The organism is Streptomyces sp. NPDC048290, assembly GCF_040652095.1.
GTDB lineage: Bacteria > Actinomycetota > Actinomycetes > Streptomycetales > Streptomycetaceae > Streptomyces.
The window spans coordinates 418,891-441,004 of the sequence record NZ_JBEZLM010000005.1; the positions used below are offsets into that span (position 1 = coordinate 418,891).

Consider the following 22,114-nt stretch of genomic DNA (forward strand, 5'->3'; position numbering starts at 1 on the left):
GGTTCCGTCTAGTCGTCCGCGTCGTCTGCGCCCGGGGCGTCGGGCGCGTCCGGGTCGAACGACGGCACCCCTTCCATCGTCTCGGCCTCGATCGCCTCCGCCTCCGGGAGGAAGGGCGCGAGTTCCGGCAGCTCGTCCAGGCCGCGCAGGCCCATCCGCTCCAGGAAGTAGTGCGTCGTCGTGTACAGGATCGCACCTGTTTCGGGTTCCGTGCCCGCCTCCTGGACCAGTCCGCGCTGCAACAGGGTCCTCATGACCCCGTCACAGTTCACTCCGCGCACCGCGGAGACCCGGCTGCGGCTGACCGGCTGGCGGTAGGCGACCACCGCGAGGGTCTCCAGCGCCGCCTGGGTGAGCCGGGCGTGCTGACCGTCCAGCACGAACCCCTCGACGGCCGCCGCGTACGCGGGCCGGGTGTAGTACCGCCAGCCCCCGGCGATCAGCCGCAGCTCGAAACCCCGGCCCTGAGCGGTGTACTCGTCGGCCAGCTCACGCAGCGCGTCGGCGATCCGGCGCCGGGGCCGCTGGAGGATCTTGGCGAGATGCTCCTCGGTCGCGGGCTCGTCCACGACCATCAGGACGGCCTCCAGCGCGGGCTTGAGCGCGAGATCGGCGACCGCTCCCGCCGCCGGGCTCTCCACGGCACCGTCCGTCATGACGTCCTCTCCTCCTTCGGTGGCTCGGGCGCCCGGTCGAACTCGTCGGTGACCAGCGACCCGGTGCCCGCCTCGCCGCCCGTCCAGCGCACCAGCAGCTCGCCGAGCGCGCTCTCCTGCTCCAGCGCGACCGCCTTCTCCCGGTACAGCTCCAGCAGCGCCAGGAACCGGGCGACGACGGTCAGGGTGTCGTCGGTGTCCCGCACCAGCTCCCGGAAGCTGGCCTCGCCCAGCTCCCGCAGCCGGGCGACCACGATCCGGGCCTGCTCCTGCACGCTCACCAGCGGCGCGTGGATGTGGTCCACGTACACCTGCGGCTTGGGCCTGGGCTGCATCGCCTTCACCGCGAGCCGCGCGAACCCCTCGGCCCCGATGCTGATCACCACGTCCGGCAGCAGCTCGGCATGGTGCGGCTCCAGCCCGACGGTACGGGGGTAGCGGCGGCCCTCGTCGTCGAGGCGCCCGCTGAGGATGTCCGCGATCCGCTTGTACGCCCGGTACTGGAGCAGCCGCGCGAACAGCAGGTCACGGGCCTCCAGCAGGGCGAGGTCGGCCTCGTCCTCCACCTCGGCGGCGGGCAGCAGCCGGGCGGCCTTCAGGTCCAGCAGCGTCGCCGCGACGACCAGGAACTCGGTGGTCTCGTCCAGGTCCCAGTCCGCGCCCATCGCCCGGATGTACACCATGAACTCGTCGGTCACCTTGGACAGGGCGACCTCGGTGACATCGAGCTTGTGCCGGGAGATCAACTGAAGCAGCAGATCGAAGGGCCCTTCGAAGTTCGCCAGCCGAACAGTGAAGCCCCCGTCGTCGCCGTCGACCCCGTCCGCCGCGGAGGCGTCGGGTTCGGGGGCGTCTGTCTTGGTGGCACGTGTCTCGAAGGCGGCGGCCGACTCGGGTGCACGAGCCTCCGAAGCACCGGGCCCGGGGCGATCCGCCCCGGATGCGCCCGGCTCGGCGACACCCGCCTCGACGGCATCCAGCTCGGGCGCGCCCGCCCCGCGGACAGCGGGCCCAGGGGCGCCGGGCTCAGGGGTTCCGGCGTCATGGGCGCCTGGCCCGAAGCCATCCGGCGCGGGACGCCCCGGCTCGGACAGAACGAAGCCATCCGGCGCGGGACTCTCCTGCTCGGACAGAACGACCTCGGAGGCGCCTGCCTCGAAGGCATCCGCCTCGGACGCGCCGCTCCCGGAGGTATCCGCCCCGAAGACGTCCGGCTCAAAGGGCTCGGCGGGCCGTCCGGCGGTCTGACCGGCCCAGGGCCCGCCAGACGGTTCGACCGGGAGGCCCGGCGGTCCGGGCATCTCCGCAGGGTCCGGCTCCACGAGCCCGTCGACGGACGACCGATCGCCGCCGTCCACCGCGTCCACCCCGGGCCCGGGACCCGCGGCCCCGGGTCCACGCCCCAGCGCACGCCGTCGCCCGGCACGGCTGTCACCGGGGGCAGAAGCGTCACTGGAGGTCATAGCCCCCGCAGGCTACCCCTACCGCCCGCGCAACCGTCGTACGAGGATGCTGGCGTCCCCCCGCGTCTCCAGGTCCGCGAGGACCACGGCGACCGCCTCGCGGACGATCCGGCCGCGGTCCACCGCCAGCCCGTGCTCGCCGCGCAGCACCAGCCGCGCGTGCTCCAGGTCCATCAGTTCCTCGGCGGAGACATACACGGTGATCTTCTCGTCGTGCCGCTCACGCCCGCTGGGGCGCCGTGCGCCGCCGCCGCGTCCGCGCTTCTTCGGCGCGGCGCCGGACGCGGTGTTCCCGGCGGGTGAACCTTCCTGCGCGGCCGTGGCGCCCCGGCGGGCGCCCCGCTCGCGGTCCCGCTCACGCCCCCGCGCCTCGGTCTCGGGCTCGGCGCCCGCGGCCACATGCTCGGGCCCCTCGCCGTCGCCGCCCTGGGCGGGCACGGAGTGCGGGGCGTCCTCGGCGGCCTGCGGGTCGCTCTCCCCGGCCGGCGCCGGCACCCGGGCCTCACCGCCCGCCCCGCGCCGCGGGGTGGACGGCTGGAGCGCCATGCCCCCTGTCGTACGGAAGAGTTCGTCGGCCCCCGGCAGACTCACTCGGCGTGACACCGGGCGAGCACCTCCCTGGCGAGCTGGCGATAGGCGGCGGCCCCGACGGAGTTGGAGGCGTAGGTGGTGATCGGCTCACCGGCGACCGTGGTCTCCGGGAAGCGGACCGTGCGGCCGATGACCGTGTGGTAGACGTGGTCGTCGAACGCCTCGACCACCCGGGCGAGCACCTCACGGCTGTGCACCGTGCGCGAGTCGTACATGGTGGCGAGGATGCCGTCCAGCTCCAGCTCCGGGTTGAGCCGCTCCTGGACCTTCTCGATGGTCTCGGTCAGCAGGGCGACCCCGCGCAGCGCGAAGAACTCGCACTCCAGCGGGACGATGACCTTGTGCGCGGCGGTCAGGGCGTTGACCGTGAGCAGACCGAGCGAGGGCTGACAGTCGATCACGATGTAGTCGTAGTCGGGCAGCAGCGGCTTCAGCGCCCGCTGGAGCGTGGACTCCCGGGCGACCTCGGAGACCAACTGCACCTCGGCGGCCGACAGGTCGATGTTGCTGGGCAGCAGGTCCATGTTGGGGACCGCGGTCTTCAGCAGCACCTCGTCGGCGGACATCCCCCGCTCCATGAGCAGGTTGTAGACCGTCAGATCGAGTTCCATCGGGTTCACGCCGAGACCGACCGACAGCGCGCCCTGCGGGTCGAAGTCCACCAGCAGCACCCGGCGGCCGTACTCCGCGAGCGCGGCGCCCAGATTGATGGTCGACGTGGTCTTGCCGACGCCGCCCTTCTGGTTGCACATCGCGATGATCTTCGCGGGCCCGTGGTCCGTCAGCGGACCCGGGATGGGGAAGTACGGCAGCGGACGCCCGGTCGGACCGACGCGCTCACGGCGCTGGCGGGCCGCGTCGGGCGCGAGGGTGGCCGCGTACTCGGGGTCGGGCTCGTACTCGGCGTCCGGGTCGTAGAAGTGCCCGTCGGGCAGTACGTCGTAGTCGGCGAAGTGGTTGTGGGGCACGCCACTTCCGTCGCCGGTCATGGCGTTCACGTGATGGCCATCCATGCTCTGGTGTGCTGACTGAGTCACCCCAGGCTTGAGGTGACCCTGGTGGGCTGCGAACGTGCGCACCGCTACGGAGCCGACAGCCTCGAACCCCGCGGGAGCCTGGCCCCGCGCGAGGCTTCCTGGTTGACCACCCCCGGGAGAAAATGTCGACTCATTCACAAGTCGTCTTACCTCCTTGGATGTGACCAGGAACATTTATCGACAGGTCAGCGTGGCACCATGCCGACGGTTGGCGACTCTATGGCGTGTCGGGCGTCCGCAGCAACACAATCCGCCGGACCCGGCAGGATGTGTCGGCAATGAAACATCCCTCTGTCAAGGGCGTACGGCCGTCGCACGGTGGGTTTCCCAGGTGTGCGAATCGGTCCAAGGTCGGTTCAAGGGTTACGTTCGAGGCGAGTTGACCGAGTGCGGCAAAGTGACCATACACACACCCGGCCGGACCTTGTCGGGCAAGGTCCGGCCGGGCGTGTGGGGTTGACGAACCGTGTTGACGAATCGCCTTTTGCCGGATGACGGCTTGACAGTGCCGCATCGCGGTCGGTCCACCGGCGTGTCGGGGGTGCGCGCCGGGGGCCGGGGGTCCGTCGGTGGTGAGCCGCCGGTCAGCCGAGGAGCGTCTCCAGGGCGAGGTGCTCCAGGCCGTGCGCCTCGGCGACCTCCTTGTAGACGACCTTGCCGTCATGGGTGTTGAGGCCCTTGGCCAGCGCGGGGTCGCGGCGCAGCGCCTCGACCCAGCCGTTGTCCGCCAGCGACACGATGTACGGGAGCGTGGCGTTGGTGAGCGCGTTGGTGGAGGTGTTGGGGACCGCGCCGGGCATGTTGGCGACGCAGTAGAACACCGATTCGTGCACCCGGAAGGTCGGCTCGGCGTGGGTGGTCGGGTGGGAGTCCTCGAAGCAGCCGCCCTGGTCGATCGCGATGTCGACAAGGACACTTCCCGGCTTCATCCGGGAGACCAGCTCGTTGGTGACCAGCTTCGGGGCCTTGGCGCCGGGGATGAGGACCGCGCCGATCACGAGGTCGGCCTCCAGGACGGCCTTCTCCAGCTCGTAGGCGTTCGACATGACCGCCTTGACCTTGGTGCCGAAGATCTTGTCGGCCTCGCGGAGCTTGTTGATGTCCCGGTCGAGCAGGGTCACGTCGAAGCCCATGCCGACGGCGATCTGGGTGGCGTTCCAGCCGGAGACACCGCCGCCGATGACGACCGCCTTGGCGGGGGTCACGCCCGGCACACCGCCCGGCAGCACACCGCGGCCACCGGCCGGGCGCATCAGGTGGTAGGCGCCGACCTGGGGGGCCAGCCGGCCCGCGACCTCGGACATCGGGGCGAGCAGCGGCAGCGCGCGGCTCGGCAGCTCGACGGTCTCGTAGGCGATGGCGGTGGTGCCGGACTCGATCAGAGCGTCCGTGCACTCCTTGGAGGCGGCCAGGTGCAGATAGGTGAAGAGGACCTGGTCCTTGCGCAGCCGGTGGTACTCCTCGGCGATGGGCTCCTTGACCTTCAGCAGCAGGTCGGCGGCGGCCCACACCTCGTCGGCGGTGTCCAGGATCTCGGCACCCGCCGAGACGTAGCCCTCGTCCGGGATCGAGGAGCCGAGACCGGCCCCGCGCTCGACGACGACCTGATGGCCGTGGCGCACCAGCTCGTGCACGCCGCCCGGGGTGATGGCCACCCGGAATTCATTGTTCTTGACCTCGCGGGGGATGCCGACCTTCACGTCGATCACGGTCCTTGGCTCAGAAGGGGTGCTTGTCCGATATACCCGGGCACACACGGGCACACCGGGAGACACCGCAGAGAACGTGCGGTAGAGCCAGTTTAATGAAGGCGTTCCCGCTGTCTAGCCTTTCATTGAGGCAATCTTCAGTGGATGTACTACGGATTTCGCAGGCATTAGCACCGTGTTCCAGGTGAAGGCGGGAGTGACAGCGTGTGTGGTGCGTGTGTGGTGCGTGTGTGACGGCGGGAGTGACGGCGAGCGGTGCCGTCATCCGGCGACCTCTCCCAGCACCTCCGCCCGCTCCGCCCGCTCCGCCCGCTCCTCACCCGGGGTGTCCTCCCCCAGCATGCGCTCGGCCGCACCGCGGTGCAGTCCGGCGGCCGTGGTGTCGCCCAGATGCTGGAGGGTGTCGGCGAGCCGCAGATGCAGTGCGGCCTGGAGCCGGGTGTCGTCGGCGCGGCGCGCCCACTCCACCGCCTCCTGGCAGGTGCGCAGCGACTCCTCGGGCCGTCCCGCGTACTCCTGGACCCGGGCCAGCTCGCTCAGCGCCCGCGCGTAGGCGCCCACGTCGTCCAGCCTGCGGTACCCGGCGAGCGCCGCCCGCCAGCCGCGCTGCGCCTCGCCGTAGCGGCCCGCGTAGGTGTGGGCGGTGGCGATCCGGCCGTACAGCCGGGCCACGTCCGCGCGCTCGCCACGGGCCAGCCGCTCGGCCAGCGCCCGGCCGAACCAGTCCGCCGCCCGCTCGTAGTCCCCCAGCTCCAGATGGGCGCCGCCGACGGATTCCATCGCGCGCCCGGTCGCATACGGGTCGTTCGCCTCCCGTCCGGCGTCCAGCGCGGCCCGGTAGCGCACCAGCGCGTCCGCCGTACGGCCGGTACGGGCGTCCAGATCGCCCAGGTTCAGCAGGGCCGCCGCCCGCTCCCGGGGCAGTCGGCGCCGCTCGGCGACATCCAGGACCAGCCGGTGGACGCCGTACAGGTCGGCCGCGGCGGCGTGTGTGCCGACGTGCGCCACCATCGCGCGGACCAGCTGGGACATCAGCCGGCGGGCCAGGGTGTCCAGCTCACCGTCGGCCACCGCGAGCCGGGCCGACGCCAGCAGGGCGGGGCGCCGGCCGCCCAGCCACTCGGCTGCGGCCCGGGGGGTGGGGAAGCGCAGGGCGCGGGGCATGCCCTGGAGCTTCTCGCGCGCCTCGGGGTTGTCGGTCTCGGTGATCGCCCGGCAGGACTGGAGCAGCCGTACCGTGCGCTCCAGCATCCGGGCGCGGGCGAGCTGGAGTTCGGCGGGCTTGTCGTGGGTCTCGGTGAGGGCGACCAGCAGGGGGTGCAGACACCCCGGGACCTCGTACTGCGGCAGGGTGCCGGGCGCGCGGTGCAGCAGCCCGTACGCCACGAAGTCGTCCAGTGTCTGGCGGGCGCCGCCGACCGAGCAGCCCGCGAGCGCGGAGGCGGTGTGCGGGTCGGCGAGACCGGCCGGGGCGAGGGAGAGCAGCCGCAGCATCCGGGCGGCCTGGGCCGGGAGCGAGGCGTGCACCAGCCGCAGGACCCGGGCCAGCGCGCCGCCCTCGTCGCCCTCGGCGTGCAGATGCTTGCCGAGGTCGGCGACGGCCGCCTTCGGGCGGGCCGCCAGCCAGCCCCCGGCCAGCGTCAGCGCGGCGGGCTGCGCCTGGCACGCCTCGACGAGCGCCTCGGCGGCCTGGGGGTCGACGGTGATCCGTACGGAGCCGGTGTGCCGCGACAGCAGTTCCACGGCGGACTTGGTGTCCAGGCCGCCGAGGGTGCACGGGCGGACATCGGCGATCCCGGTGAGCGGTCCCCGGGCCACGGCGACCACCAGGCACTCCGGGGTGTCCGGCAGCAGGGCGTCGACCTGCTCGGCGTCGGCGGCGTCGTCCAGCAGCAGCACGGCCCGGCGACCGGTGAGCGCCTCGCGCAGATCGGCGGTGAGATCGTCCTCGGCGGCACCGGGCGGGGTGGGCAGCGCGAGCGCGGTGAGCAGGTCACGGGCGGCGCGGGCGACGGGTACGGGGGTGCCGTCCGGCTCGGTCAGCCGGGTGCGCAGCACGCCGTCCGGGTAGCGGTCGGCGATCTCCGCGACCAGTTCCCCGGCGAGCGCGCTGCGGCCGGAACCGGGCTTCCCGGCGATCAGCAGGACCCGGGCGCGGGGGGCCTTGGTCCCGGCGAGGGTGTCCAGTCCGGCGCGCTCGATGTCGGCGCGCAGTTCCTTCAACTCCCGTGTCCGGCCCAGGAATCCACGGTCCTGCGACGGGTGTCCCGACGGCTCGGCCGGCCGCGCCGGGCTGACCGGGGAGCACTTCGTGGTCTGCCCGTTCGGTGCGGGCGAGCCGCCGTCCGTGTCCACCGCCTGATCCGTCACGGGCCACACTCCCGTCCACCGGCGTCTGCGCCTGTCCCTGGCTGGTCGCGACGAGCCTAGTTCACCCTCCGCAAGGCCCCCGGCAAAGCGCCGGGCGGGTCCCCCGATCGGATCAGCGGATGGTCATACCGTGCGCCAGGGGTGTGCCGGGGTGTCTCTCCGGCACGGGTCCGTCCCCGGGGTGCGGGCCGTGGGTGACCGGCCGCGCGGTTTCCCGCGGCCCTGTTGGCCGCGGGGCCTCGTTCGACCGCGGCCCGTGGACGCCCGATCGCGCAGTTCCCCGCGCCCCCTGTGCCCGCATCGCTGCGGGCAGTGACACCCCGCCCCGTCCCGTGGCGACACCGGCCGCCACCCAGCTGCGCTCCATGGCGGGCTGGTCGCGCAGATCCCCACGCCCCTCTAACTGCGGGCAGTCGTGCCTCCCCCAGAGGGGGGACCCCCAGGGCGGCACGGGTGGGCGCAGCGGCACCCGCCAACGCGGTGAGTGACACCCCCACCCCGGCCACCTCACGGCGACGCCGGTCGTCGTTCGGGTGCGGCTCGTGGAGGGCTGGTCGCGCAGTTCCCCGCGCCCCTTAGGTGCGCCGCAGCGCAGGGCAACAGACCCTCACGACTCGAACGGCCGCGCAGGCCACGCCGCCTCAGCCGACCGCAGCGCGTCCAACCCCCCGCCCTCCTCACCCCGCGCAGCCACCAGCGACAGCACCCCCACCACCAGGCAGTTGTTGTGCAGCTCCCCCGCGAGCACCCCCCGTACCAGCTCCCCCACCGGCACCCGGCACAGTTCGAGGTCCAGTTCCTCCCCCTCCGCCTCGTACCGCTCGCCCTCGACCTCCGACAACCCCCGCGCGAGAAACACCCGTACCGCCTCATCGCAGCCGCCCGGCGTCGTGTACACGTCGGTCAGCACCCGCCAGTCCTCCGCCTTGACGTGCGCCTCCTCGTACAGCTCCCGCCGCGCCGCGTGCAGCGGGTTCTCCCCCGGCACGTCCAGCAGGCCCGCCGGGATCTCCCACAGCTTCTGCCGCACGGGATGCCGGTACTGGCGCAGCACCAGCACCCGGTCCGCCTCGTCCAGCGCGAGCACGGCCACCGACCCGGGATGCACCTGGTAGTCCCGCCGGGCCACGCTCCCGTCCGGCATGACCACCTCGTCCGTCCGCACGGAGGTCTTCTTGCCCACGAACGGCGTCGCGGTCCCCCGGACCTCCCATTCCTCGGGGCTGTCCTCGATCGTCGTGCCGTGCATTCCGGGTGCCCTCCCACGCGCGAACAGAAAAAGGAAGCCGGGGTGCGCCCCTCTCAGGAACCCACCCCGGCCACCCACCGTACAACCGGCCGTTACACCGACCGCTCCGCCGCGGCCCCCTTGCGCTCCACCGCCGCCTTCACCAGCCCGGCGAACAGCGGGTGCGGCCGGGTCGGCCGGGAGCGCAGCTCGGGGTGGGCCTGGGTGGCGACCAGGTAGGGGTGGACCTCGCGCGGGTACTCGACGTACTCGACCAGCTTGTTGTCGGGGGACGTGCCCGAGAAGACGATCCCGGCCTTCTTCTCCAGCTCCGCGCGGTAGGCGTTGTTCACCTCGTAGCGGTGCCGGTGCCGCTCCTCCACGTACTCCTTGCCGTCGTACACCTCGCGCACGATCGAGCCCTCGGCCAGCTTCGCCGGGTACATGCCGAGCCGCATGGTGCCGCCCATGTCGCCCTCACCGGCGACGATGTCGAGCTGCTCGGCCATGGTGGAGATGACGGGGTGCCCGGTGGCGGGGTCGAACTCGGTGGAGTTCGCGTCCGTGATCCCGGCCAGGTTGCGGGCCGCGTCGATCACGATGCACTGGAGGCCCAGACAGAGCCCCAGCAGCGGGATCTTCTGCTCACGGGCGTAGCGGATCGCGCCGACCTTGCCGGACACGCCCCGGTCGCCGAACCCGCCGGGGATGCAGATGGCGTCCACGTCGGAGAGCTGCTCGGCGGCCCCGGCCGGGGTCTTGCAGTCGTCGGAGGTGACCCACTTGATCTTGACGCGGGTCTTGTTGGCGAAGCCGCCCGCGCGCAGCGCCTCGGTGACCGAGAGATAGGCGTCGGGCAGGTCGATGTACTTGCCGACCAGGGCGAGGGTGATCTCATGACGCGGGTTGTGGACCCGGTCGAGCAGATCGTCCCAGGTCGTCCAGTCCACGTCCCGGAACGGCAGGTCGAGCCGGCGCACGGCGTACGCGTCCAGCCCCTCGGAGTGCACGACCTTGGGGATGTCGTAGATGGAGGGGGCGTCCGGACAGGCGACGACCGCGGCCTCGTCGACATCGCACATCAGCGAGATCTTGCGCTTGATGGCGGTCGGCACCTCACGGTCGCAGCGCAGCACGATGGCGTCCGGCTGGACACCGATGTTGCGCAGGGCGGCCACCGAGTGCTGGGTCGGCTTGGTCTTCAGCTCGCCGGAGGGGCCGATGTAGGGCAGCAGCGAGATATGGACGACGAACACGTTGTCCCGGCCCACTTCGTGGCGGACCTGACGGACTGTCTCCAGGAACGGCAACGATTCGATGTCGCCGACCGTGCCGCCGACCTCGGTGATCACGACGTCCACGTCGTCGGCGGCCATCCGCCGGATGCGGTTCTTGATCTCGTTGGTGATGTGCGGGATGACCTGCACGGTGTCGCCGAGGTACTCGCCGCGGCGCTCCTTGGCGATCACCGTCGAGTACACCTGGCCGGTGGTGACATTGGCGGAGCCGTCGAGGTCGCGGTCGAGGAAGCGCTCGTAGTGGCCGATGTCGAGATCGGTCTCGGCGCCGTCGTTGGTGACGAACACCTCACCGTGCTGGAAGGGGTTCATCGTGCCGGGGTCGACATTGATGTAGGGGTCGAGCTTCTGCATCACCACGCGCAGACCGCGGGCCTTGAGCAGCATGCCCAGGCTGGAGGCCGTCAGACCCTTGCCGAGCGAGGAGGCGACACCCCCGGTGACGAAGATGTGCTTGGTCGTCGTGGCTGTGCTGTTTCGAAAAGCAGCGGGCGGCATGGCCAAAACGGGGCTCCCGTGGTCGCGGTCTGGGGGTGCGGTGGCGCGTGCGTACCGGATCGCGTACGAGCTTCCCTGCGGGATTCCTTCGGAGATTCCGCCGGGGACCGCGTACGGCCGCCGGGGGCGCCGTCGCTGCGGTTCGGGGGTTCTACGCCCACCGGTCCACGGGCTACCAGGGTAACAGCGCCCCGGGGCGATACGGCCCGGCCACACCCCCGCCACGCTCCGCGTACACATCGACACCTACACGGCACATACACGGCACTCACCTCCACACCCGTGCGGCCCTGGCACAGCACCCGCATCCGCCCATGTGCCGCACCAGCACACCGTGCGCATCGGCACAAACGCGCCACAACCACCGCACCCGCGCGGCGCGCCTCACACGCCTCTCACCGCTCGCTCACCCGATCGGCTCACCCGCGTTGCCCGGAGCGGCACGCAGATCATCTACGTGCGTCGTATCCTGCTCGGACACTCGCTGCCGAGCCCACTGGAACAACGGCACCACCCCCCGCCCGTTTTCCACCGGAATTCCACCGGAATTCCATGGGAACAAGCCGGAACAACGAGAGCTCGTCAGTTCGTTGAGCACAGACTGCCGTTCTGCACATCGGCGCCGACCGGCCGTTTTGCTTCATCGTTCAACGACACATGACATTTCCCCTTGACCGCACCAAGCGACAGCCCCTTCACGGGGTGACGTGGCCGTTCGACTGGAGTTGCACGTGGCCGGGCGCATCGAAGACTACGCACTCATCGGAGACATGCAGACCGCCGCACTGGTCTGCCGGGACGGCACAGTGGACTGGCTGTGCCTGCCCCGCTTCGACTCACATGCCATCTTCGCCGGTCTGCTCGGCACCGAGGATCATGGATTCTGGCGGATCGGCCCGTCCCACGCGCCGGACGCCGAACCGCCCTCGGCGACCCGGCGGACCTACCGGGGCGACTCCCTGATCCTGGAGTCGGAGTGGGACACCCCGCGCGGCTCGGTCCGGGTGACCGACTTCATGCCCCCGCGCGACGGGGCGCCCCAGGTCATCCGCATCGTGGAGGGCATCTCGGGCCGTGTCCCGATGCGCTCCACCCTGCGTATGCGCTTCTCCTACGGCCGGATCGTGCCCTGGGTCCACAAGCACGACGGGCGCACGGTCGCCGTCGCGGGCCCCGACTCGGTCTGGTTCGACACCCCGGCCGAGACCTACGGCAAGGCGCTGACCACGTACGCCGACTTCACGGTCGCGCCGGGCGAGCGGATCGCGTTCACCATCTCCTGGGAGCCGTCGCACAAGGAGCCGCCCGCCCTGCCCGAGCCCGAGCTGTCGCTCACCGCGACCGAGGACTTCTGGCGCGAGTGGGTCGAGCACTGCACGTACCACGGCCCGTACCGGGAGGCGGTGGTCCGCTCCCTGATCACCCTGAAGGCGCTGACGTACGCCCCCACCGGCGGCATCGTGGCCGCCCCCACCACCTCCCTGCCGGAGGAGATCGGCGGCGTCCGCAACTGGGACTACCGCTACACCTGGCTCCGGGACGCCGCGATCACCCTCTCCTCGCTGCTGCGCACCGGCTACCGCGAGGAGGCCCGCGCCTGGCGCGAGTGGCTGCTGCGCGCGGTGGCCGGCGACCCGGAGAACCTCCAGATCATGTACGGCATCGCCGGCGAGCGCGAGCTGGGCGAGGCCGAGCTGGACTGGCTGCCCGGCTACGAGAACTCGGCCCCGGTCCGGGTCGGCAACGGGGCGGCCCACCAGCTCCAGCTGGATGTCTACGGCGAGGTCACCGAGGCCCTGCACCTGGGCCACATGACCGGTCTGGCCCGCAGCGACTACGCCTCACTGCTCCAGCTCAAGCTGATCCACTACCTGGAGAACCACTGGAACGAGCCGGACGAGGGCATCTGGGAGGTGCGCGGCCCGCGCCGCCACTTCGTGCACTCCAAGGTGATGGCCTGGGTCGCGGTGGACCGCACCATCAAGCTGATCGAGTCCGGCGACGCGGACGGCCCCCTGGACCGCTGGCGCGACCTGCGCGACGACATCCACCGGGACGTCTGCGAGAAGGGCTACGACAAGGAGCGCAACACCTTCACCCAGTCCTACGGCTCCAAGGAGCTGGACGCCTCCCTGCTGCTGATCCCCCAGATGGGCTTCCTGCCCCCGGACGACAAGCGGGTCATCGGCACCATCGAGGCCATCCAGCGCGAGCTGTCCACCCCGGACGGCTTCATCCTGCGCTACCCCACCGAGGGCCCCGACGCCGGAGTCGACGGCCTGCCCGGCGACGAGGGCGCCTTCCTCGCCTGCTCCTTCTGGATGGCCGACGACCTCGCCATGATCGGCCGGGTCGACGAGGCCCGCAGGCTCTTCGAACGCCTCCTCGCCCTGCGCAACGACCTCGGACTGCTCGCCGAGGAGTGGGACCCGCGTCTCAAGCGCCAGGTCGGCAACTTCCCCCAGGCGTTCAGCCACGTCCCGCTGATCGACACGGCCCTGCGCCTGACGGCATCGGGCGCGTACGGCGGCTGACCTCGCCGGACACCCCCGGTGGCGGTCCCGGAGCAGTTCCCGGGGCCGCCACCACCGCCCATCACCGCCCTGAACTGTCACCACCCCGTCCACGCGGGTAGCGTCCGCTCCATGGACAGCCGCACGGACCCCCGCCCCGACCACCGGACCGACGCCCCCCGGTACGACCAGCGGCATGACCACCGGACCGATCAGCGGTACGACAGCTCCGGCGCCGGTATCACCGTGCAGCGCGCCCTGGAGCTGCCCGGACTGCGCAGCGGGCTCCCCGAGGTCCTCGCGGGCGCCGACCGGCTGCACCGCACCGTGCGCTGGGTGCACGCCGGTGAGGTGCCGAACATCGCCTCCCTGCTCAAGGGCGGCGAACTCCTGCTCACCACCGGCTACGGCCTGGGCACCCGCCCCGCCGAACAGCGCGCGTTCGTCCGCACCCTCGCCGAGCGCGGGATCGCCGCCCTGGTGGTCGAGCTGGGCCCGCGCTTCACCCGGCTCCCGGCGACGCTGGTGGAGACGGCCCGTACGACCGGGCTCCCGCTGATCCAGCTGCACCGCGAGGTCCCGTTCGTGACGGTGACCGAGGAGATCCACACCGAGATCGTCAACGGCCACTACGCCCTGCTCCAGCGCGCCGAGGACGTGGTCCGCCGGTGCACCGAGGCCCTGCTCGGCGGCGGCGGGGTCCCGCAGGTGCTGGCCGTCCTGGCGGACTTCAGCGGCAACCCGGTCTTCCTGGAGACCCCCGAGGGCCTGCTCCTGTACGCGGCCGGGTCGGGCCCCGAGGGCGCCGAGCCGCTCCAGGTGTGGGAGGGGCTGCGCGGCCAGCACAAGGAGACCCCGCCCCCGGCGGGCTCGGTCCTGGTGGACGTACCGGGCGGCGGCCATGGATCGGGCGCGGTACGGGCCCGGCTGGTGACCCTGCCGGTGCGCGGGGCGCTCGCGCCGGTGCACCGGATCGCCACCGAGCGGGTCGCGGAGATCCTCGCGGTGGTGCTGATGCAGGCCCGCCAGGAGGAGGAACTGGCCGCCCGGGGCCGCGGCGACTTCCTCACCGACCTCGCCGAGGGCCGGATCGCCGCCGACGACGCCCCGGCGCAGGCCCGGGTCCTGGGCTTCAAGCCCTCCGCCGGTCCGCTGCTGCCGGTGGTGATGCGGCTGGGCGACCCGATCGCGCAGGGCGGCGGCTGGGCGCTGCTGGCCCGCGCGGTCGCCGAGGAACTGGCCTCGGTCGGAGTGCCGGTGCTGCTGGGCGTGCGGCCGGTGGAGGGCCGGGTGCCGCTGCTGGTGGGGCTGCGCGCCGAGACGGAGCGGGCCACGGTCGCCGACCGGGTGGCGGCGGCGCTGCGGGCGGGCGTCGAGCGGGCCGGGATGCAGCGGCCCGGGGCCCGGCCGCCGGTGGTGGTCGTGGGTGTGGCGGGCGGCTGGGCGGCGGCCTCGGCGGGCCTGCGGCACGCGGCGGAGACGGCGACCGCCGCCCAGGGGCTCGCCGACCGGCCCTGGTACGACGCCCGGCGCCTGGACATCGACCTGCTGCTGTGGCGGCTGCGCGACCATCCCGACCTGGCCGCGTTCGTGGACCGGGCGATCGGCCCGATCCGGGACCACGACCGCCGCTCCAAGCCGCCCCTGCTGCCCACTCTGGAGACCTATCTCGCGCACGCCGGGCGCAAGGCGGAGACGGCCCGCGAACTCCACCTCAACCGCCAGACCCTGTACAACCGGCTGGCCCGCATCGGCGAACTCCTCGGCACCGACCTGGACGACCCGCAGACCGTGCTCGCCCTCAGCCTGGCCCTGCGCGCCCGCCGGCACGTGGGCTGACCGGCGCGCAGATCAGCCCGGACCACCGCGAACGACTGCGCCGAACCGACCGGCACTCACACCGACGCCCGCCACCGCGCCGAACCCATCGGCGCTCACACCGACGCCCGCCACCGCGCCGAACCCACCGGCGCCGACACCAACGCCCCCGCCTCACCGAACCCACCGGCGTCCACACCAACACCCCCGCCCCGCCGAACCCCCCACCGCTCACACCATCGCGCGCGGCTGCGTCAACTCGTCGTACACACTCAGCACCTGAGCCACCGTCTCGTCCTCGGTCGGCCAGGTCGCCGCCTGCCGTTCCCCGTTGCGCCGCAGCTCCTCGCACCGCCCGGCGTCCCCGAGCAGCCGTACGACACCGGCGGCGAGCGCTTCCGCGTCCCCGTACGGGACGAGTTCCGCGGCGTCCCCCACCAGGTCCGGGATGCCCCCTACGGCGGCGGCGACCAGCGGCACCCCGGCGTGCAGCGCCTCCTGGGCGAGCACCGACCGCGACTCCCACCGGCTGGGCAGCACCACCAGATCGGCGGCGGCGAGCAGTTCGGCGATGTCGTCGCGCCGGCCGAGCAGCCGCACCGGCAGTTCCTCGTCCTCGATCCGGCGCTGGAGCGGCCCCCGCAGCTCGCCCTCACCGGCGACGACCACGAACGGCGCGGGGTCGAGGAGCCGCCAGGTGCGGGCCGCGTCCAGCAGCACGTCGTACCCCCGGTTCCGTTCGAGCGGGGCCACCGCCAGCACCAGCGGCCGTCCGGTGGCCCCGAGTTCGGCGCGCAGCTTCGCCGGATCGCACTCGTCCCCCGGTGTCACCCACGTCCCCGGCAGTGCGGCGGGCGCCAGCCGGGCGTCCCGCGCGCCGCGCCGCCGGGCCCGGTCGACCAGATCGGACGACGTGCCCAGCACCACGGCCGCCGCCCGCACCACGCGCCGCTCCAGCAGCCGCAGCAGCCGCGCCCGCGCCCCCTCGACCCGGGCCCGGCTGTGCCAGGTCACCACCAGCGGAATGTGCCGCCCGCTGAGCGCCAGCGCGGCCCGGAACGAGGCGTGCAGCCCATGCGCGTGCACCAGATCGGCGTCCGCGCACGCCGCCCGCAGCGCCGCCACCGACGACGGGTCGCTGCCGCGCGGCACATGGGCGTGATCGGCCCCGGCACCGCTGAAGTCGTACTCCCGCTCGGCCTCGACGGGGGCGCACACCGTGACCCGCACGCCCCGGGCGACGAGCCCGGCGGCCAGCGACCGCACATGCGCGCTGCTTCCGGCGTGCCCGCCGCCCAGCACCTGCACGGTGCGCAGCGTCGACTGGCCGTGCGGGTGACTGCTCACGGGGGTCACGTGGCCGGGGCTCCTGGGTCGGCATCGAACGGTCACGAAGCAACGTACAGAAGGTTCGACCCCGCACCGTGCACCGCGCGGCCCCCTCCCTGCACCCTCCCAAGGATGCCAGCACGCCCACCGGTTCCCGCAACGCCCGAGGTCATGGGGGGTCACACGGAGCCCGCACGATCCACTCACACGAGTGACCACGGACTGCGCCCGAGCCGCCCCCCACCGCACGCCCCGAGGACCCGTCCTACGACTCCCCGCGGGCCGCCGCGAGCAGTTCCTCCGCGTGGGCCCGTGCCGTCTGCGAGTCCTCCTGGCCCGCCAGCATCCGCGACAGCTCCCTGATCCGGTCCTCGCCCTCCAGCACCTTCACCCCGGAGCGGGTCACCGACCCGTCGTTGGTCTTCTCCACCAGCAACTGCCGGTCGGCGAACGCGGCGACCTGCGGCAGATGCGTCACGACCACCACTTGAGCGGACCGGGCCAGCCGCGCCAGCCGCCGCCCGATCTCCACGGCCGCCTTGCCGCCGACGCCCGCGTCCACCTCGTCGAAGAGATACGTGGGCACCGGGTCCGTCCCGGCGAACACCACCTCCACCGCGAGCATCACCCGGGACAGCTCACCGCCGGACGCGCCCTTGGCGATCGGCCGGGCCGGCGCCCCCGGGTGCGGGGCGAGCAGCAGCTCGACCTCGTCGACGCCGGACGGCCCGTAGGCCACGGTCCGGCCGCCGATCTCGACGCCCTCCGCGTCCTCGGTCTGCCGCAGCGCGAACGACACCCGGGCGTGCGGCATGGCCAGCGACGCCAGCTCGGCGGTCACCGCGGCGGCGAACCGCTCCGCCGCCTCCTGCCGTGCCTCGCTCAGCGCCTGCGCCAGCCCGCCCAGCTCACCGCGGAGCGCGTCCCGCTCGGCGGTCAGCTCGTCGATCCGCGAGTCGTCGCCGTCCAGCTCGGTCAGCCGCGCGGCGCCCTGCTCGGCCCAGTCCAGCACGGCGGCGATGTCGTTCCCGTACTTCCGGGTCAGCCCGGTCAGCGCCGCCCGGCGCTCCTCAACCGCCGCCAGCCGCAGCGGATCGGCGTCGAGATCGTCGGCGTACCCGGCGAGTTCGCCCGCCACATCGCCCAGCAGAATCCCGATCTCCCCGATCCGGCCGGCCAGCGCCGCCAGCGCCGGATCGTGCGACCGTACGGCCTCCAGCGCCCGGTGGGCGCCCGCGACCAGCGTCGAGGCGTCGACCCCCTCGGGGTCCTCGGGGTTCCCGGCGAGAGCGGCGTGCGCGACGGTCGCCGCCGACGCCAGCGCCTCGGCGTGACCGAGCCGCTCGGCCTCCTCGGCCAGCTCCACATCCTCCCCGGCGCGCGGCTCGACCCCGGCGATCTCGTCCAGCCCGTAGCGCAGCAGATCGGCCTCCTGCGCCCGCTCCCGCGCCCGGGTGGTGATCTCGGCCAGCTCGACGGCGACGGCCCGCACCCGCCGGTACGCCTCGGCGTACTTGGCGAGCGGTACGGCGACGGCGTCCCCCGCGTACCGGTCGAGCGCCTGCCGCTGCCGGGACAGCTTCAGCAGCCCCTGCTGATCGGTCTGGCCGTGCACGGCGACGAGTTCGTCGGCGAGTTCGGCCAGCATCCCCACCGGTACGGACCGCCCGCCGACATGCGCCCGAGACCGCCCTTCGGCGGAAACGGTACGGCTGATCAGCAGCGCCCCGTCGTCCAGCTCGGCCCCGGCCTCCTCGGCCCGTACGGCGGCCGACGCGCCGCGGGCGAGCGTGATCCGCCCCTCGACGACCGCCTTCTCGGCGCCGATCCGCACCAGTGCCGCGTCCGCCCGGCCACCGAGCAGCAGCCCGAGGCTGGTCACCACCATCGTCTTGCCCGCACCGGTCTCCCCGGTGACGGCCGTGAACCCCGGCGACAGCTCGACCACGGCGTCGTCGATGACTCCGAGCGACCGTATCCGCATCTCCTCCAACACGGACACGACCTTACGAGGTCCCCCCCACCCCATGCGACCGCCCCACCCTCCTGAGGGGTGCTGCGGGTACCCCCTCTTGGGGATGAACTACGCAACCAGCCACTTCCCAGGGGCGCGGGGAACTGCGCGACCAGCCACATCACACCCGCAGCCACTCACCCATACCCGCCACCACCCCCTCAGGGGCGCGGGGAACTGCGCGAGAAGCCCCACCGGACCCGCACTCGCCCACCCCGAAACCACCCTCCCGGATGAAACGCCCGGTGTCAGTGAGGCGCCCCCCTCCACCCCGACACCGGCAACGCGAACTTCGCCACCAGCCGATCAGTGAACGACGCATGATGCAGCCGAGCCAACCGCACCGGCACCGCCCCCCGCCGCACCTCCACCCGCGCCCCCGCCGGAAGCTCGACGGTCCGCCGCCCGTCACACCACAACACCCCCGGCGGAATATGCGGCAGCACCTCCACCGCCAGCACCGAATCCGGCGAGGTCACCAGCGGCTTGGCGAACAACGCGTGCGCGCTGATCGGCACCATCAGCAACGCCTCCACCTCGGGCCACACCACCGGCCCCCCCGCGGAGAACGCGTACGCCGTGGACCCGGTCGGCGTGGACAGCACGATCCCGTCACACCCGAACCCCGTCACCGGCCGCCCGTCGATCTCCAGCACGACCTCCAGCAGCTTCTCGGCGGTGGCCTTCTGCACCGCCGCCTCGTTCAGCGCCCAGTCGGTGTGCACGATGTCCCCGTTGCTGTGCACCACGACATCGACGGTCATCCGCTCCTCGACCTCGTACGCCCGGGTCACCACCCGGTCGACGACCTTGTCGAGATCGTCCCGCTCGGCCTCGGCGAGGAACCCGACCCGCCCGAGGTTCACCCCGAGCATCGGCACCCCGGACGCCCTGGCGAACTCGGCGCCGCGCAGCAGCGTCCCGTCGCCCCCGAGCACGATCAGCAGCTCGCACCCGTCCAGGCACAGCGGGGTGGCCTCCTTGATCAGCTCCACTTCCGCGGGCAGCGGCAGATCCCGTGCCTCGTGCTCCAGCACCCGCACCCCGATACCGGAGCGGAGCAGTCCCTTCACCACCAGTTCGGCACTGCGGATGGCCGCGGGCCGCCCGGTGTGCGCCAGCAGGAAAACAGTCCGAGAACCAGAACGAGATCCAGAACCGGAACCGGAACCAGGGTTCGTTGTCAACGCGGCCCCTCCGCCACTGCACGGTCAACGTCGGCCGGGTCCAGTTCCGGAGCCCCGGCCCGCAGCCACAGAAAGTATTCGACATTCCCCGAGGGTCCGGGCAGTGGACTGGCCGTCACTCCCCGCACCCCGAGTCCCAGCTCCCCCGCCCTGGCGGCCACTCCGCGCACCGCCTCGGCCCGCAGCTCCGGACTGCGGACCACTCCCCCGCTGCCCAGCCGTTCCTTGCCCACCTCGAACTGGGGTTTGACCATCATCACCAGATCGGCGTCCGGCGTCACGCACCGGGCCAGCGCGGGCAGCACGAGCCCGAGCGGAATGAAGGACAGATCCCCCACGACCAGTTCCACAGGCTCCCCATCGATCGCGTCGAGCGTCAACTCGCGTACGTTCGTACGGTCCTTGACGGTGACGCGTTCATCGCTCTGCAAAGTCCAGGCGAGCTGGCCGTACCCGACGTCCACGGCGACCACCTGCCGGGCCCCGGCCCGCAGCAGCACATCGGTGAACCCGCCGGTGGAGGCCCCGGCGTCCAGCGCCCGCCGCCCGTCCACCACCAGCCCCGCCGGTACGAAGACGGCCAGCGCCCCGGCGAGCTTGTGCCCGCCCCGGGACACGTACTCGGGATCGCTGTCGTCGGCGGCGACGACGATCGCCGCGGCCGTCTCCACCTGGGTGGCGGGCTTGGTCGCGAGGGTCCGGCCGACACTGACCCGCCCGGCGGCGATCAGCTGACTGGCGTGCTCCCGCGACCGCGCGAGCTTCCGGCGGACCAGCTCCGCGTCCAGACGGCGGCGTGCGACTCCTGCCACGTTCGGTTCAGCTCCTGCTCTGGGGGTACGGCGGCGGGGGCGCCGGAGGTCCCGGACGGGCGTCGAGCGCGGTCAGCGCGTCACGCAGCCCCCGGTGCACATCCTCGTACACCTCGACATGCCCGTCCGTCGCCAGGTGGTCGGCGTCGGCCAGCCGCTGGAGCTGGGCGTCGACACCGGCTTCACCGGTGGGCTCACGGGGCACGTCCAGCGGCGCGGGAGCGGCGGGCTCGTACGCGCCGGCCTCCTCGCCGGCGTCACCGGCGTCGCTCTCGGCCTCCGACATCGACTCGCTCATGCCCCGACGCTACCGCGTGGCACTGCGATACCGTCGCTCACGATGGCGACGATCGAGGAGTGCCGCGACGCACTCGACCGACTCTCGGACCGGATGCGGAGCGCCGAGGGCGACCTCCGCGCGGCTGCCGACCTGGACCGTTCGGTGAGCTGTCACCTCACCGACCTGGAGGTCACCTTCGCCGGCCGGACCGCGGACGGCGGCCTGCGGATCGACGACACCCACACCGGGCCACCGCGCGAGAAGGCCCAGATCAGACTGGTCCTGACCGGCGACGACCTGATCGCCCTGGTCGACGGCGAGCTGAACTTCGCCCGCGCCTGGGGCTCGGGCCGGGTGAAGCTCACCGCGGGCCTGCGGGACCTGCTGCACCTGAGAAAGCTCCTGTAGCGCCCCCTTCAGGGGCCCTCCCTCAGGAAGCCCCCTTCAGGAAGCCCCCTTCAGGAAGCCCCCTCCTTCAGGAAGCCTTGGCCTCCACAGCCACCGCCGCCCGTGCCCGCCGCGCCGCCGGAACCACCAGCGGCGTACCCGTCTCCGGATCGTCGATGACCTGGCACCGCAGCCCGAACACCCGCTCGACCAACTCGGCGGTGACGATGTCGCGGGGCGCCCCCTCGGCGATCACCTCCCCGTCCCGCAGCGCGATGAGATGCGTGGCGTACCGCGCCGCGTGATTGAGATCGTGCAGCACGGCGACCAGCGTCCGCCCCTGCTCCTCATGCAGCTCGGCACAGAGGTCGAGAACATCGATCTGGTGCTGGATGTCGAGATACGTGGTCGGCTCGTCCAGCAGCAGCAGCGGCGTCTGCTGGGCCAGCGCCATGGCGATCCACACCCGCTGCCGCTGACCGCCGGACAGCTCGTCGACATACCGTTCGCCCAGCTCGGCCACGCCCGTCTGCGCCATCGACTCCTGGACCACCCGCTCGTCCTCCGCCGACCACTGCCGCAGCAGCCCCTGATGCGGATACCGGCCCCGGCCCACCAGATCGGCGACCGTGATCCCGTCCGGCGCGATGGACGACTGCGGCAGCAGCCCCAACGTCCGGGCCACCTTCTTCGCGGGCATCGACTGGATGACCTGCCCGTCCAGCAGCACCCGGCCCTCGCTGGGCCGCAGCATCCGCGACAGCGCCCTCAGCAGCGTCGACTTGCCGCACGCGTTGGGACCGACGATCACGGTGAAGGAGTGGTCGGGTATCGCCACGGACAGCCGCTCGGCGATGACCCGCTGGTCGTAGGCGAGGGTGACCTGCTCCGCGGTCAGACGGTTCACGGTGCTTGCTCCTTGGG

General features: G+C 72.6%; 17 protein-coding genes. 3 read left to right on the plus strand and 14 right to left on the minus strand.

Annotated elements, in window-relative coordinates; translation table 11 throughout:
- Positions 1–8: 8 nt before the first annotated feature.
- The 8 genes from scpB to AB0D49_RS11350 all read right to left on the minus strand — a co-directional run bounded on the left by scpB (position 9) and on the right by AB0D49_RS11350 (position 10,850).
- Positions 9–656 (minus strand): SMC-Scp complex subunit ScpB, encoded by a 648-nt coding sequence (scpB, locus tag AB0D49_RS11315; protein WP_362754489.1) that lies wholly within the window; start codon positions 654–656, stop codon positions 9–11.
- Positions 653–1,636 carry a segregation/condensation protein A gene (locus tag AB0D49_RS11320; RefSeq protein WP_362754591.1) on the minus strand — a complete coding sequence of 328 codons (984 nt, stop codon included), beginning with the start codon at positions 1,634–1,636 and terminating at the stop codon, positions 653–655. Before AB0D49_RS11320 ends, scpB begins: the two co-directional genes overlap by 4 nt.
- A gap of 501 nt (positions 1,637–2,137) precedes the next feature.
- On the minus strand, positions 2,138–2,722 hold the full coding sequence (locus AB0D49_RS11325; protein WP_362754492.1) for a hypothetical protein: 585 nt from the start codon (positions 2,720–2,722) through the stop codon (positions 2,138–2,140).
- A complete protein-coding gene (locus AB0D49_RS11330) occupies positions 2,707–3,885 on the minus strand; it encodes a ParA family protein (RefSeq protein ID WP_362754495.1) in 1,179 nt (392 codons plus the stop codon). The genes AB0D49_RS11325 and AB0D49_RS11330 overlap by 16 nt, the downstream gene beginning before the upstream one ends.
- 446 nt (positions 3,886–4,331) lie before the next feature.
- Positions 4,332–5,456: an alanine dehydrogenase gene (gene ald, locus AB0D49_RS11335; protein WP_362754498.1), complete on the minus strand. Its 1,125-nt coding sequence runs from the start codon at positions 5,454–5,456 to the stop codon at positions 4,332–4,334.
- A 261-nt stretch (positions 5,457–5,717) separates the two neighbouring features.
- Positions 5,718–7,679, minus strand: coding sequence for a tetratricopeptide repeat protein (locus AB0D49_RS11340; protein ID WP_362754594.1), 1,962 nt, complete (start codon positions 7,677–7,679; stop codon positions 5,718–5,720).
- A 754-nt stretch (positions 7,680–8,433) separates the two neighbouring features.
- Complete coding sequence (locus AB0D49_RS11345; RefSeq protein ID WP_362754501.1) at positions 8,434–9,075, minus strand: NUDIX hydrolase; 642 nt, start codon at positions 9,073–9,075, stop codon at positions 8,434–8,436.
- A gap of 92 nt (positions 9,076–9,167) precedes the next feature.
- On the minus strand, positions 9,168–10,850 hold the full coding sequence (locus AB0D49_RS11350; protein WP_362754504.1) for a CTP synthase: 1,683 nt from the start codon (positions 10,848–10,850) through the stop codon (positions 9,168–9,170).
- A gap of 731 nt (positions 10,851–11,581) precedes the next feature.
- On the opposite strand from AB0D49_RS11350, the gene AB0D49_RS11355 reads away from it, so the two are divergent.
- A complete protein-coding gene (locus AB0D49_RS11355; protein WP_362754597.1) occupies positions 11,582–13,384 on the plus strand; it encodes a glycoside hydrolase family 15 protein in 1,803 nt (600 codons plus the stop codon).
- 111 nt (positions 13,385–13,495) lie between these two features.
- Entirely contained in the window at positions 13,496–15,202 is a 1,707-nt protein-coding gene (locus AB0D49_RS11360; protein WP_362754507.1) for a PucR family transcriptional regulator, read from the plus strand.
- Positions 15,203–15,412: 210 nt separating this feature from the next.
- On the opposite strand, the gene AB0D49_RS11365 is transcribed toward AB0D49_RS11360, so the two are convergent.
- From AB0D49_RS11365 to AB0D49_RS11385, 5 genes are all read right to left on the minus strand, one after another.
- Positions 15,413–16,537 carry a glycosyltransferase family 4 protein gene (locus AB0D49_RS11365; RefSeq protein WP_362754510.1) on the minus strand — a complete coding sequence of 375 codons (1,125 nt, stop codon included), beginning with the start codon at positions 16,535–16,537 and terminating at the stop codon, positions 15,413–15,415.
- A 238-nt stretch (positions 16,538–16,775) separates the two neighbouring features.
- On the minus strand, positions 16,776–18,494 hold the full coding sequence (recN, locus tag AB0D49_RS11370) for a DNA repair protein RecN (protein WP_362754600.1): 1,719 nt from the start codon (positions 18,492–18,494) through the stop codon (positions 16,776–16,778).
- A 278-nt stretch (positions 18,495–18,772) separates the two neighbouring features.
- Positions 18,773–19,711, minus strand: a complete 939-nt coding sequence (locus tag AB0D49_RS11375; RefSeq protein ID WP_362754513.1) for an NAD kinase — start codon at positions 19,709–19,711, stop codon at positions 18,773–18,775.
- Complete coding sequence (locus tag AB0D49_RS11380) at positions 19,708–20,523, minus strand: TlyA family RNA methyltransferase (RefSeq protein WP_362754516.1); 816 nt, start codon at positions 20,521–20,523, stop codon at positions 19,708–19,710. Before AB0D49_RS11380 ends, AB0D49_RS11375 begins: the two co-directional genes overlap by 4 nt.
- A 7-nt stretch (positions 20,524–20,530) precedes the next feature.
- On the minus strand, positions 20,531–20,821 hold the full coding sequence (locus tag AB0D49_RS11385; RefSeq protein WP_362754519.1) for a hypothetical protein: 291 nt from the start codon (positions 20,819–20,821) through the stop codon (positions 20,531–20,533).
- Positions 20,822–20,863: 42 nt separating this feature from the next.
- Here AB0D49_RS11385 and AB0D49_RS11390 point away from each other — a divergent pair, with 42 nt between their 5' ends.
- Complete coding sequence (locus tag AB0D49_RS11390) at positions 20,864–21,211, plus strand: sterol-binding protein (RefSeq protein WP_362754522.1); 348 nt, start codon at positions 20,864–20,866, stop codon at positions 21,209–21,211.
- A gap of 67 nt (positions 21,212–21,278) precedes the next feature.
- Here AB0D49_RS11390 and AB0D49_RS11395 read toward each other — a convergent pair whose 3' ends face one another.
- On the minus strand, positions 21,279–22,097 hold the full coding sequence (locus tag AB0D49_RS11395; protein ID WP_362754525.1) for an ABC transporter ATP-binding protein: 819 nt from the start codon (positions 22,095–22,097) through the stop codon (positions 21,279–21,281).
- Between the last annotated feature and the right edge of the window lie 17 nt (positions 22,098–22,114).

What these genes read in the sequence shown, in the direction of transcription:
- scpB (WP_362754489.1), bottom strand. Translation starts at nt 656, where the DNA reads ATGACGGACGGTGCCGTGGAGAGCCCGGCGGCGGGAGCGGTCGCCGAT.
- AB0D49_RS11345 (WP_362754501.1), bottom strand. Translation starts at nt 9,075, where the DNA reads ATGCACGGCACGACGATCGAGGACAGCCCCGAGGAATGGGAGGTCCGG.
- AB0D49_RS11350 (WP_362754504.1), bottom strand. Translation starts at nt 10,850, where the DNA reads ATGCCGCCCGCTGCTTTTCGAAACAGCACAGCCACGACGACCAAGCAC.
- AB0D49_RS11360 (WP_362754507.1), top strand. Translation starts at nt 13,496, where the DNA reads ATGGACAGCCGCACGGACCCCCGCCCCGACCACCGGACCGACGCCCCC.
- recN (WP_362754600.1), bottom strand. Translation starts at nt 18,494, where the DNA reads ATGCGGATACGGTCGCTCGGAGTCATCGACGACGCCGTGGTCGAGCTG.
- AB0D49_RS11385 (WP_362754519.1), bottom strand. Translation starts at nt 20,821, where the DNA reads ATGAGCGAGTCGATGTCGGAGGCCGAGAGCGACGCCGGTGACGCCGGC.
- AB0D49_RS11390 (WP_362754522.1), top strand. Translation starts at nt 20,864, where the DNA reads ATGGCGACGATCGAGGAGTGCCGCGACGCACTCGACCGACTCTCGGAC.